Origin of the sequence: Subdoligranulum variabile (assembly GCF_025152575.1) — a bacterium.
In the GTDB taxonomy this organism is placed as follows: Bacteria; Bacillota; Clostridia; order Oscillospirales; family Ruminococcaceae; genus Gemmiger; species Gemmiger variabilis.
Genome location: NZ_CP102293.1, coordinates 1,823,716 through 1,836,037, shown reverse-complemented (window position 1 = coordinate 1,836,037; position 12,322 = coordinate 1,823,716). Strand labels below are relative to the sequence as shown.

The following is a 12,322-nucleotide window of genomic DNA, read 5'->3' as shown; positions in this document are numbered from 1 at the left end:
AGAAGTTTCTGTGGCACTGGATTTTTTGATTTTGTATGAGCACACGGTCCGGGAATACGAGAGCGACCTGCTGCTCAAATTAGAGTTGGAGCGCCGGGGGTACAAGGTGGAGATCCGCCAGCTGCTGGATCCCAAGTACCGGCGGCTCTTCCGGGAGGACAAGCCCGAGGTGCTGGTGGCCAGCTGCATGTACGACAACGAGGCCATCAACAGCCATGTATACAACAACATCGGCCGCTGCAACAAGATCGTCAACCTCCACTGGGAGCAGATGCTCTCCGACACCCAGGAGGAGGGCGACTGGTTCAACATGAATGGCAACGCCAAGAAGTGCATCCAGACCTGCTGGGGCAAGCGCACCGCCGCCCGGCTGCAGGCCCACGGCATGGAGGCGAAGAACACCCCCGTCACCGGCGCCGTGATGATGGACTTCCTGCGCCCCGAGTTCCAGGGGTATTTCCTGGGCAAAGAGGAACTGTGCCGCAAGTTCGGCCTGGACCCCGCCAAGAAGCTGCACCTGTATATCTCCAGCTTCGGCTACGCCAGCATGTCGGACGACGAGGTGGCGGAGCTTTCCAGAATGGCGGGCACCGACTTCACCGGCTTTGCCCGCACCAACCGGGTCTCCATGGCCGAGACCCTCTCCTGGTTTGACCGGTACCTGGCCGACCACCCCGAGGTGGAGCTGGTCTACCGCCGCCATCCCAGCGAGTGGAACAGCCCCGCCCTGGAGGCCCTCGAGAAAAAGCGGCCCAACTTCCATGTGATCTTTGCGGATTCCGTCAAGCAGTGGATCGTGGCGGCGGATTCCATCTCCATCTGGATGAGCACTGCCATCGCCGAGGTGTACATGGCGGGCAAGAGCTGCCACATCCTGCGCCCGGTGCCCATCGAGCACGAGTACGACCCCGTCATCTACAAGGGCGCCCGTTATGTGACCACCTACGACGAATTCTGCGCCGCCATGGCCGATCCCTTCCCGCCCTTCCCCATTCAGCGGGAGGTCATCGAGGGCTACTTTGACCCCTCCCCGGTGCCGGCCTACCGCCGGATGGCCGACCTGCTGGAGGAGGTCTACAAGAACCCGCCCCGGGACGAACCCATGGGCGAGGGCTTCACCCCCCACTTCAACCTGCTCAAATACTGCGCCCTGGCCGGGGTGCATTTTCTCTACCGCCGGGGCTGGGAGCCCCGCCGGGTCTTTGCCTTCTGCCCGCCGCTGGCCAGCTTTGCCCAGCGCATCTATGGCTACGTGGACAAGGCCCACGTGACCCCCGAACAGGTCGCCGCCATGACCGAACGCATCCGGCCCTACGTGCGGTAAAAGGAGAGCGCTATGCCAGAAAAAAAATCCGCCGCCCAGAGCTTTGCCGGCAACGTGATGAAATATTCGGTGGCCACCTACCTGGGCTTTGCCATCACCGGCCTGGCCCTGGTGGTGAAAGGCCTGCTGCCCAGCGCCGTGCTGGGCGCGCCGGTCACCTTCATGACCTACACCGCCACCTTCATGAACCTGGGCATCCTGGGGCTGGACCAGGCGCTGCTGCGCTTCTACCATGAGCCCCCCGCCGGAGCCCTGCCCCGTCAGCTCTTTGCCGCCTGCACCCGGTTCTCGGTGGCCTTCATGGTGGTGCTGGGGGTCATCTGCAGCTTCTTCTTCGCCAAACCCCTGGCCGCCGCCCTGGGCCTCGGCTCCGCCGGGCCGGGCATCATCCCCCTGCTCTTTGTGAACGCCGGACTCTACATGCTGGTGCGGTATCTGAACGTGCTGCTCCGGCTGGAAAACGACCTGCGCGCCTACACCGCCGAGACTCTCTGGATGCAGTGCTGCTACAACCTCGTCTATCTGCTGCCCGGCTTCTTCACCTCCAGCGTCACCATCCTGGCCCTCACCGCCATCCTCAGCTTCGGCGTGGTGGCCATCGCCTTCGGCTTCAAGTACCGGGCTGCCGTCCTCAGCGATCTGCCCGCCCCCATGGCCGCCGGCATCGGCCGCACCGTGCTGCCCTACGGCATCGCCCTGGCCCCCGCCCAGATCCTCTTCAGCCTGTCCAGCGGCGTCTGCCTCTCCTTTGTGAGCAACTACTGCGGCGATACCGCCCAGGGCCTCTTCGCCTTCGGCTACAGCCTGGCCCAGCTGGTCACCGCCATCCAGGCGGGCTTCTCCACCTACTGGGGGCCCTACGTCTACGCCCATTACCGGGAACAGCAGGAACGCATCGCCCGGGTCCACGACGTGCTGAACCTTTTGATCTTCGGCTTCTTCTGCGTCCTCGTCATGTTCGAGGATGTGGTGTTCTGGATCTTTTCCAACAAGCGGGACTGCCTTTCCATCTTCCCGCTGCTCATGCTGGCGGTGGTCTTCAACATCCTGTGCGAGGGCACCGTCTACGGCAACTCCATCGCCCGCAAACCCTGGCACGATACCATCGGCATCGCCATCGGCGCCGGATCCAACTTCCTGCTCTGCACCCTGCTGGTGCCGGACTTCGGTCTGGCGGGCGCCGCCCTGGCCCTGGCCGCCAGCAACGGGCTTGCCTTTTTGTACCGCACCGTCACCGGCCAGATGTACTACCGCACCATCCCCAGCTTCGCCAAGACCATCTCGGGTTTCCTGCTGGCTTTCGCGGTGACGGCCATCGGCACGGTGCTGTGGCAGCATTTTGTGCTTAAATTCCTGCTGGTGGGCACCATCCTGTTTATCTACTGCACACTCTACCGCACCCAGCTCCTGAAATTGTGGCAGATGGGCCTGGGCATCCTGCGGCGGGTTCTGATCAAAAAGTGAGGGAGATCTCCATGAAACATTGCGGCACCCAGCAGTTGGAGACCGGCCGCCTTGTGCTGCGCCGGCTTTCCATCGACGACTGCGAAATGATGTACAACAACTGGTCCAGCGACCCCGAAGTGACCCGATATCTGCGGTGGAACGCCCACCGCACCTGGGGCGAGACCGCCGAGCTGCTCAACGAGTGGGAGAAGCACTACCCCGACCCCAGCTACTACCAGTGGGGCATCACCGACAAACACAGCGGGGTGCTGTTCGGCACCATCAGCCTGTTTGCGGCGGTGGACATGAAGACCGGCTGGCACCTGAACACCGAGCGGCTGGGCCCCACCTGGGAGGTGGGCTTTGCCCTGGGCCGCAAGTGGTGGGACAAGGGCTACGCCACCGAAGCGCTCTGCGCCGTGCGGGATTACTGGTTCGGCACGGTGGGGGCACTGTGGCTGGCGGCCTGCCATGCCAACGAGAACATCGCCAGCAGCGCCGTGCTGCAGAAGGCGGGGTTCGTCTACGACCACGACGTCACCGACCACAAATTTGACGGCACGCCGGTGCCCTGCCGGGCGTACCATCTGATCAAAGAGGAATTATGAGCGAGATTACCTTGGATTTCGGCACCACGGCCCAGAAGCAGACCCAGGGGGAGGCCATCCCCGTGGTGCTGCTGGCGCTGGACCAGGGCCGGTATGATATGGCCCGCAGCCTGGATGAGCTGCGGGCGCTGGCCGACGCCAACGGCATGGAGGCGGTGGCCGAAGTGGTGCAGAAGCGTTCTGTGCCGGAAGCCGCCACCATGCTGGGCGAGGGCAAGGTGGCCGAAGCGCGGCTGGTCTGCCAGAACCTGGACGCCCGGGCGGCCATCTTTGACGGCGAGCTGACGGGCAGTCAGATCCGCAACCTGTCGGCGGCGCTGCAGGTGGAGGTGCTGGACCGGACCATGCTGATCCTGGAGATCTTCCGGGCCAGAGCCACCACCAACGAGGGCAAGCTCCAGACCGAGCTGGCCACCCTGCGGTACCAGCTGCCCCGGCTCCAGGGCCTGGGCGAGAGCCTGAGCCGCCAGGGCGGCGGTGGCGGCGGCGGGGCCGGTGCCCGCCGCGGCGCCGGTGAGACCAAACTGGAACTGGACCGCCGCCACCTGCACCAGCGCATCGAGCACCTGGAAGGCAAGCTGCGGGAGATGGAAAAGCGCCGGGGCGAGACCCGCCGCGCCCGCCAGAAGAACAACGTGCCGGTGGTGGCTCTGGTGGGCTACACCAACGTGGGCAAGTCCAGCCTGCTGAACGCCCTGTGCGGGGAGCAGATCTTTGAGGCGGACATGCTGTTCGCCACCCTGGACCCCACGGCCCGCAAGCTGACCTTACCCAGCGGGCTGCAGGTCATTCTGGTGGACACCGTGGGCTTTGTGAGCCGGCTGCCCCACCATCTGGTGGAAGCCTTCAAGAGTACCCTGGAGGAAGCGGCCTTTGCGGACGTCATCCTCAAGGTGGCCGACGCCTCCGACCCCCAGGCTGCCGAGCAGCTGGCGGTCACCGACGAGGTGCTGGGCACGCTGGACTGCGGCGATATCCCCCAGCTGGTGGTCTACAACAAATGCGACGCCGCCAACCTGACGGCCTTTGACCCGGCCATGCTGCTGACCAGCGCCAAGACCGGCCGCGGCCTGCCGGAACTGCTGGCCCGGCTGGACGAGGAGCTGGCCCACCGGGTGCGCACCATCGAGGTGGTGCTGCCCTACGACAAGCTGGCGCTGGCGGACATCCTGCGCAGCCGGGGCAGCGTGGCCGAGGAGGAGTACCGGGAGGACGGGGTCTATTACCGGGGCACCGTGAAGATCGACGATCTGCACCGGTTCGAGCCCTATCTGGTTTAAGTTGACAGGGCCCGCCGGGGCCGCTATACTTTCGATAGAAACAAACATAAAAGGGGTTTTGTTTATGGCATCCAATGTACGCACCCGCTTTGCGCCGTCCCCCACGGGGTATATGCACGTGGGCAACCTGCGCACCGCGCTGTACACCTATCTGCAGGCCCGCCACAACGGCGGCACCTTCATTCTGCGCATCGAGGACACCGACCAGGGCCGTCTGGTGGAGGGCGCCACCGACATCATCTACGGCACCCTGAAAGCCACCGGTCTGACCTGGGACGAAGGCCCCGACATCGGCGGCCCGGTGGGTCCCTACGTCCAGAGCGAGCGGATGGGGATGTTCAAGCAGTACGCCGAGCAGCTGGTGAAATCGGGCAAGGCCTACTACTGCTTCTGCACCGAGGAGCGGCTCAACGAGCTGCACGAGGCCCAGCGGGCGGCGGGCGAGATGACCCACTACGACGGCCACTGCCGCAACCTCAGCGAGGAGGAAGTGGCGGCGAAGCTGGCGGCGGGCGAGCCCTACGTCATCCGCCAGAAGATCCCCGAGAGCGGCGTGGCGGGCTTTGACGATGTGGTCTACGGCCACATCGAGGTCAACGTCAGCGAGCTGGACGACCAGATCCTCATCAAGACGGACGGCATGCCCACCTACAACTTCGCCAACGTGGTGGACGACCATCTCATGGGCATCACCCACGTCATCCGGGGCAGCGAGTATCTCTCCTCCACCCCGAAATACAACCTGCTGTACGACGCTTTCGGCTGGGAGAAGCCGGTCTACATCCACTGCCCGCCCGTCATGAAGGACGCCCAGAACAAGCTGTCCAAGCGCAACGGTGACGCCAGCTACCAGGACCTGGTGGCGAAAGGCTATCTGCCCCAGGCGGTGCTGAATTACCTGCTGCTGCTGGGCTGGGCGCCGGAAGGCGAGCAGGAGATCTTCACCCTCGATGAGATGATCAAGATCTGGGATCCCTCCCGCATCTCCAAGTCCCCGGCCATCTTTGACCCGCTGAAACTGCGGGCCATCAATGCGGCCTACATCCGCGCCCTGCCCCCCGAGGAGTTCCGCCGTCTGGCCGATCCCTTCATCGACAGCGCCGTGCACCGGGAGATTGACCGGGACCTGCTCTGCGCCAATCTGCAGCCCCGCTGCGAGGTGCTCGAGGATATTCCGCCCCAGCTGGATTTCTTCGACGCCGTGCTGCCCTATGATGCGGAGCTCTACCGCAACAAGAAGCAGAAGACCACCCCGGAAAGTGCAAAAGAGGCCCTGACCGCCCTGCTGCCGGTGCTGGAAGGGGTCACTGACTGGAACCGGGACGCCATCTTTGACGCCTGCAAGGCCCAGGCCGAGGCCATGGAAAAGAAGAACGGCTGGCTGCTCTATCCCCTGGGCATCGCCCTCTCGGGCAAATCCCGTACCCCGGGCGGCGGCACCGATCTCGCCGCCATGCTGGGCAAGGACGAGACCCTTGCCCGTCTGCGCACCGCCCTGGCGGCGCTGTAACCCGCGCAAGGGGTGCTTGTTCCTGTTCTTTCTTTGCAAAGAAAGAACCAAAGAAACTCCAAACAAAAAGCAGAGGTCCGTGGCATACGCCACGGGCCTCTGCTTTTTAATTGAAAGTTCTTTTGGTCCTTTTCTTACAAGAAAAGGACAAGAGCAGGACAGTACCCTTTCCGTGGGTTACTCGTCGTCCGAGAAGTTGCCCAGCGCCTTGGCCTGGTCGATGACCTTGGCTTCCAGCATCTGGGGCAGGACCTCATACCGGACGAAATCGAAGGTAAACCAGCCGCGGCCCTGGGTCAGCTGCCGCAGGAAGGTAGTGAAATCCTGCATTTCGGCCATGGGGACTTCCGCCTCCACCACCTGCATGCCGTCCTCGTCGGGGTTCATGCCCAGCACGCGGCCGCGCCGCTTGGTGACCTCACCCATGATATCGCCGGTATTGTCCGCCGGCACATGCGCCTGCAGGGCGCCGATGGGTTCCAGCAGCACGGGGCCTGCCTCGGGAATGGCCGCCTTGTAGGCCAGCTTGGCCGCCATGATGAACGCCATTTCACTGGAGTCCACCGGATGGTAGCTGCCGTCCAGCAGGGTGGCTTTCATGCCTACCATGGGATACCCGGCCAGCACGCCGTGCTCGGCGGCCTGGCGGACACCCTTTTCCACCGCCGGGAAGAAGTTCTTCGGCACACTGCCGCCGAAGACGTTCTCGGCAAATTCAATGGCTTCGCCCTCGATGGGCTCGAACTGGATCCACACATCACCGAACTGGCCGTGACCGCCGGTCTGCTTCTTGTGGCGGCCCTGGGCCTTGCAGCTCTTGCGGATGGATTCGCGGTAGGGTACGCGGGGCGTTTCCAGCGTGATCTCGACGCCGAATTTGTTCTTGAGTTTGGCCACCGCCACCTCGAGATGCTGGGTGCCCAATCCGCCGATGATCTGCTGCTTGGTTTCGGGATCCACCTGGAAGGTGATGGCGGGATCTTCCTCGATCAGGCGGGCCAGCGCGCCGGAGACCTTGCCCTCGTCGCCCTTCTTGGCCACCTTCACCGCCATACGATAGCTTGCAATGGGATAGCTGGGCGCCGGCAGGGCTACCACGCGGGCGGGATCGCACAGCGTGTCGCCGGTCTTGGCCGTCGCCAGTTTGGCCACCGCGCCGATGTCACCAGTGGTGATGGCCGCGGTGTCGGTCTGCTTCTTGCCGCAGACCGTCAGCGTCTTGCCCAGCCGCTCGGGCTGACCAGTACGGGCATTCACCACGTTGCTGGTCGCCGTCAGCTTGCCGGACAATACCTTGATGAAGCTCAGCTTGCCCACGAACGGGTCCGCCACCGTCTTGAACACGTAGGCGCAGACCGGGGCATCCGGGTCGGCGGTGACTTCCACCGGCTCGCCGTCCTTCGTCTCGCCCACCGCCGCGGCGGTGTCCGCCCCGGGCAGCAGCACGTTCATGTTGTACAGCAGCATATCCAGCGCCTGGTTGTTCACGGCACTGCCGCAGAACACCGGCGTGATCTGGCCGGTACGCACTCCGGCCGCCATGCCCTGGACGATCTCCTCCGTGGTGAAAGGTTCCCCTTCAAAGAATTTTTCCATCAGGGCCTCGTCGGTCTCGGCGATGGCCTCACTCATGGCCTGGATCAAACCTTCAAAACGGTGGCCGATGTCCGGCAGGTCGATCTGGATCTGCTTGCCGCCTTCGTATTTGAATGCCTTCTGGCTGAACAGGTTGATGTACGCAACGGTGCCGTCGTCCAAACGCACCGGCACGACGCAGGGACAGACGCTGGGACCGAATTCGATCTTCATCTGTTCCAGGATCTTGAAATAGTCGGCGTTTTCGAGGTCGGTCTTGGTCACAAAGATCATCCGTGCCTTGTTCTGCTTGCAGGCCAGACGATAGGCTTTCTCCGCCCCTACGCTGACGCCCGAACGGCCCGACACGCAGATCAGCACACTCTCCGCTGCCATGACGCCCTCGGCCGCGCCCGTCTCAAAGTCGAAAAGACCCGGGGTATCGATCAGATTGTACTTGATGCCCTGATACTCCACCGGGATCACGCTGGAATTCAGCGAGGCTTTGCGGCGCACTTCCTCGGGATCAAAGTCACTGGCGGTGGTACCATCTTCCACACGGCCCATGCGCTCGGTGGCACCGCTCAGATACAGCAGCGCCTCGATCAGCGTCGTCTTGCCGCAGCCGGCATGACCGGCCACCAGAATGTTGCGGATGTCTTTGCTTGCATAGTCCATGAATCGTCAAACCTCTTTTCGCGCCGGGGCCTTACGCTTGCGCCCTGCGGCGTAGAATTATGGTGAATTTGAACATTTCTCACCGATTGATACTACTTTACCACATATTTGTGGAATTTTAAACAGTTTTTTCGGATTTTCTGGAAATATTTTTAGGCAAGTGACAAATCACACCCCTTTTTGCGGCAGGGCACGGCCCGTTAGGCGGCAACCTGCGGGCCTGTTCCCCCTTTTGAGCATTCCTCAGGGCTGTGCCAGCCGCACCACCGCCACCGTGATGTCGTCCTGCTTGTCGCCGGCACGGCGCACCGCCGCGTCGGCCAGGGTCTGGGCCGCCTGCTGGGGGGTATGCCCCAGTTTGGCGCTGAGCTGCAGCTGTTCCAGCAGCCATTGGGTGCCGTCGGTGAGCACCCCGTCGCTGACCAGCACCACCCAGTCCCCGGCGTCCAGGCCGAAGGTGGTGGAACGGCCCACCAGGCTGTCCATCACCCCCATGGGCAGGCTGGCGCCCTCCAGCATGTGGGGCACCCCGCCCCGTACCAGAAAGCTGGGCGCTGCCCCTGCCTTGAAAAGCCCTGCCCGGCCGGTGTAAAGGTCCACCGTCAGCAGGTCCAGGGTGGCGCCGGATTCCTGCTCGGCGCTCTTCAGCCCCAGTGCCACGTTGACGAGCCGGGCGGCGCTCTCCGCCGCAAAGCCCGCCCGCAGCAGCTGGCTGGTCAGCCGCGCCGCCATCTGACCGTCCACCGCCGCCGGACGCCCGGTGCCCATGCCGTCGCACAGCAGCATCTGGGCCCGGCCGGCGGCATCACAGAATTGTTCCAGAGCATCCCCGCTCACCGTCTGTCCCTTGGCCGGGTGGGCCGCTGCGCCGAACTCCGCCCGGAACACCGGGCGCTCGCCAAAATGCAGCATGGTGACGGTACGGCAGTGGGTGATCTCCGGGAGGTCCAGGTCACGGCGGCAGATACGGCTCACCTCCCCGGTCAGCGCCGTGACTTCCTCCTCGGCAAAACGGGTGCGGGCAATGGTCACCGACACCGACAGGCGGCCCGCGAGGTCGGAGGTCACGCTGCATTCCAGCGCGTCCAGCCCCAGCCCCCCGAAGAGCTGGGCCACCTTGGCCTCCCGCCGGGGATCGGGCAGTCCCGCCTGGCCCAGTTTGCCCGCCAGCTGGGCCAGTGCCCCCGCCAGCGCGCTGTACTGCTCGGTGAGGGCCGTGCGCAGCATGGTAGCCCGGGCCCGGGTCTGGCGGCGGCTGCGCCACAGCCGGTAGCCGTGGTTGGCCGCCGTGCACAGGTCCCCCGGATGGATACAGACCGAGAGCTGTCCCGGCAGGTCCTCCACCTCCACGTGGCCGGTGCTCTCCAGGGTGGGTTTGAGCTGATACAGCCCGTCCATCGCCGTGGCATACCCCCGCACCCAGCAGCGGCTGCGCCGGGTACAGGTCTGGCAGGTGGTGCGGGCGATGTGCTCCACCACGAAGTCGAAGTTTTCCCCTTTGGGGGGCATCTGCCGGGCACAGACAGCGTTGACGGTATCGGCAATATCGCTTAATGTATCGGCCACGTTGGCCAGACGGCGGGCAGCCCCCGTAAGGCCCTGGGCCTGCACCGGCGGCGCGGGGGGCGGAAACACCGTGCGCAGCCATTCCCCCGGCATGGCCACCGCCACGCAGAGTCCCAGCCCGCCGCCGGCGGCCAGAGGCAGGACCCCCGCCGCGTCGGGGGCGGCCAGCGCCCCCACCGTGCAGCCCACCACGAAGACCCCCGCGCAGCGCCACCGCTCGCCGGGGAAGAGGCAGGACGCCCCCAGGCTGCCCAGCGCCACACTCAGCGCCGCATAGCACAGATCGGGGCTGGCCGCCGTCAGGGCGGCCGCCAGGGCGATGCTGAGCACCGCCGTCTGTTCCAGCGTCCCCGCGATGGCCGCACAGAGTCCCGCCGCCGCGGCCAGTGCCAGGCCCGGATCCAGCGGTCCTAGGGTACAGCGCTGGAGACAGGCCGTCCCCACCGCCAGCCAGAGGCAGGCCCCGCCCGGCTGCTGTACCGGAAAATGGACGAACGCCCAGCCAAGTCCCGCCGCCAGCAGGGCCGTGCATCCCGTGGCGACGGTCTGCCCGGGGTCCAGGATGCCGCCCGCAAAAAAAATGCCCAGGGCCTGGATGGCCAGCAGGGTGATGCCCCCGGCCCAGGCCGCCGTGCGGGATTTGCCTCCGCTGAGCCACCGCCCCGCCACGGCAGCCGCCAGTGCCCCCGCCAGGCGGAGTCCCATGGCCACCGGCTGGAAGAGCAGACTGCCGGCCAGCGCCCCCACGCCGGAAGCCAGCAGATAGGCCGGCGGACAGCCGATGACCAGCGCCAGGCCGAAGGGTGCGGCGCCGCCGTAGATCTGCCCGGCGCCCAGCACCGCGCCGGTGACGGCCGCGGCCCCCTGCCAGGCCAGCGCCGACCACCGTGCCCCCGCGGGCAGCAGCGCGCCCACGTCCAGGGCGGGCGTATGTACCTTTTCGTTTGTATTGGTAAAGACAGCCATAAGATCGGTTCCCCCTTTATGTTGTATGCCGTACGGTAGCTGCACTATACCACGGGGCAAACGGTGGTTTTTGCCGCAGGCCGGGGAAACCCAAAAACTAGTGGGAAACTGTGCCAATGCCCCCCGGCCGGACAAACCCTGCCGAAAATCCCGGCAAAAGTCCGGCGTCCCCGGCCGGAGGCCGCAAAACAACAAAAAAGACGGTCCCCGGGGGCGAAGTTCGCCCGGAGACCGCCCGTTCAGGTCAGATCAAAGTAGGCAAGGATGCAGTCGTAGTACCGCCGGGCCGCCGCCTGGCAGCCGTCGCCGGCCAGCAGGGCCATATCGCCGCCGTTGCTGATGAAGCCCTCCTCGCAGAGTACCGCCGGACATCCGCAGGAGGACAGCACCGTGAAGGTGGGATCCCAGCGGATGGTGGTGTCGGTGGATTCATAGATCTGCTTGTTGTCGTTGGCATCATAATATAAGTAGCGCACCCCGGTGGTGCCCCGCAGCCGCAGCCCCATCTGGCCGAAGGAGGCCGCCAGCAGCTCCCCGAAGCGGACGCTCTCGGCGTTGGTGTCCAGGTAGGGAGGGGCAGCGTAGCACTCAAAGCCGCTGGCCGAGCCGCTGGTGTCGTAGTTCAGGTGGATGGAGAGGAACAGCTGCGCCCCCGCCGCCTGGGCCGCGGCGCCCCGCTCACTGGGCTTCAGGTATTCGGTGCCGTCCGCCGTGAGCATCGGCGCGAACCGGTCGTCCGCCGCCAGCAGGTCGTAGAGGGCCCGGGCGGTGGCCAGGGTGACTTCACTCTCCCGCAGGCCGTTTGCCTCGCTGCCATAGTCCTCGGCGCCGATGTTGGGATTTACCCCGCCGTGCCCCGGATCGATGGCCACCACGATGGCCCCGTCCGCCGCCGTCACCCCGCCCGCAGCCCCGGTCTGCCCGCCTGCCAGGGGAAGGTCCTCCTCCACCTGGCTGCGCTCAGGGTCCTCCAGGGTGCTCTGGTGGGCCGGGTGGGTGTACCACAGCACATACCCCACCGCCGACGCCAGCACCAGGGCCGCCAGGGCAAACAGCAGCCGCCGCCCCCGCCGACGCCTGCGCCGCCGTGCCCGCCCTGTGTAGACGGACCGCGGCGGCGTACGGGTGGGGGGATCCTCGTAAAATACCACACGTCCTTTTGCCATTTTCCGCTCCTTTTGCTCCCGGGGGCGGGAGTCCTGATTTTATGCTACCGCAGAGTTGTGTCGAAGTTGTTTCAGACTTGTAACGGTCTTGGGAAAATTGGGGTCTTACGGCGGCAATTTCCATTTCCCCGGCAGCGGGCGGAAGAGAGATTTTTGATTTTTTCTCGCTGCTTCGTGTTCGGTCGGATTTTGTCGAACGGTTT

The 12,322-nt window shown here is 65.0% G+C and carries 8 protein-coding genes; 5 read left to right on the top strand and 3 right to left on the bottom strand.

From position 1 onward, the window contains the following. Positions 1 to 10 precede the first annotated feature (10 nt). The 5 genes from NQ490_RS08725 (at position 11) to gltX (ending at position 6,168) form a co-directional block, all read left to right on the top strand. Positions 11 to 1,324, top strand: a complete 1,314-nt coding sequence (locus NQ490_RS08725; protein ID WP_007048234.1) for a surface carbohydrate biosynthesis protein — start codon at positions 11 to 13, stop codon at positions 1,322 to 1,324. Between the two features lie 12 nt (positions 1,325 to 1,336). After that, complete coding sequence (locus tag NQ490_RS08720) at positions 1,337 to 2,788, top strand: lipopolysaccharide biosynthesis protein (protein WP_007048235.1); 1,452 nt, start codon at positions 1,337 to 1,339, stop codon at positions 2,786 to 2,788. A gap of 11 nt (positions 2,789 to 2,799) precedes the next feature. Then, on the top strand, positions 2,800 to 3,378 hold the full coding sequence (locus NQ490_RS08715) for a GNAT family N-acetyltransferase (RefSeq protein ID WP_040918483.1): 579 nt from the start codon (positions 2,800 to 2,802) through the stop codon (positions 3,376 to 3,378). Then, positions 3,375 to 4,658, top strand: a complete 1,284-nt coding sequence (gene hflX, locus NQ490_RS08710) for a GTPase HflX (RefSeq protein WP_007048237.1) — start codon at positions 3,375 to 3,377, stop codon at positions 4,656 to 4,658. The genes NQ490_RS08715 and hflX overlap by 4 nt, the downstream gene beginning before the upstream one ends. A gap of 112 nt (positions 4,659 to 4,770) precedes the next feature. Beyond that, the gene (gene gltX, locus NQ490_RS08705) at positions 4,771 to 6,168 is read left to right on the top strand and encodes a glutamate--tRNA ligase (protein ID WP_007048238.1); all 1,398 of its coding nucleotides are present in this window, start codon (positions 4,771 to 4,773) and stop codon (positions 6,166 to 6,168) included. A gap of 177 nt (positions 6,169 to 6,345) precedes the next feature. On the opposite strand, the gene NQ490_RS08700 is transcribed toward gltX, so the two are convergent. From NQ490_RS08700 to NQ490_RS08690, 3 genes are all read right to left on the bottom strand, one after another. Next, a complete protein-coding gene (locus tag NQ490_RS08700; RefSeq protein WP_007048239.1) occupies positions 6,346 to 8,421 on the bottom strand; it encodes an elongation factor G in 2,076 nt (691 codons plus the stop codon). A 243-nt stretch (positions 8,422 to 8,664) separates the two neighbouring features. After that, complete coding sequence (locus NQ490_RS08695) at positions 8,665 to 10,953, bottom strand: SpoIIE family protein phosphatase (RefSeq protein ID WP_259951118.1); 2,289 nt, start codon at positions 10,951 to 10,953, stop codon at positions 8,665 to 8,667. Between the two features lie 239 nt (positions 10,954 to 11,192). Then, a complete protein-coding gene (locus tag NQ490_RS08690) occupies positions 11,193 to 12,119 on the bottom strand; it encodes an N-acetylmuramoyl-L-alanine amidase family protein (RefSeq protein WP_007048243.1) in 927 nt (308 codons plus the stop codon). Between the last annotated feature and the right edge of the window lie 203 nt (positions 12,120 to 12,322).

Excerpts from the sequence above, each read along its gene's own strand:
- NQ490_RS08720 (WP_007048235.1), top strand. The coding sequence starts at position 1,337 with ATGCCAGAAAAAAAATCCGCCGCCCAGAGCTTTGCCGGCAACGTGATG.
- NQ490_RS08715 (WP_040918483.1), top strand. The coding sequence starts at position 2,800 with ATGAAACATTGCGGCACCCAGCAGTTGGAGACCGGCCGCCTTGTGCTG.
- hflX (WP_007048237.1), top strand. The coding sequence starts at position 3,375 with ATGAGCGAGATTACCTTGGATTTCGGCACCACGGCCCAGAAGCAGACC.
- gltX (WP_007048238.1), top strand. The coding sequence starts at position 4,771 with ATGCACGTGGGCAACCTGCGCACCGCGCTGTACACCTATCTGCAGGCC.
- NQ490_RS08700 (WP_007048239.1), bottom strand. The coding sequence starts at position 8,421 with ATGGACTATGCAAGCAAAGACATCCGCAACATTCTGGTGGCCGGTCAT.
- NQ490_RS08695 (WP_259951118.1), bottom strand. The coding sequence starts at position 10,953 with ATGGCTGTCTTTACCAATACAAACGAAAAGGTACATACGCCCGCCCTG.
- NQ490_RS08690 (WP_007048243.1), bottom strand. The coding sequence starts at position 12,119 with ATGGCAAAAGGACGTGTGGTATTTTACGAGGATCCCCCCACCCGTACG.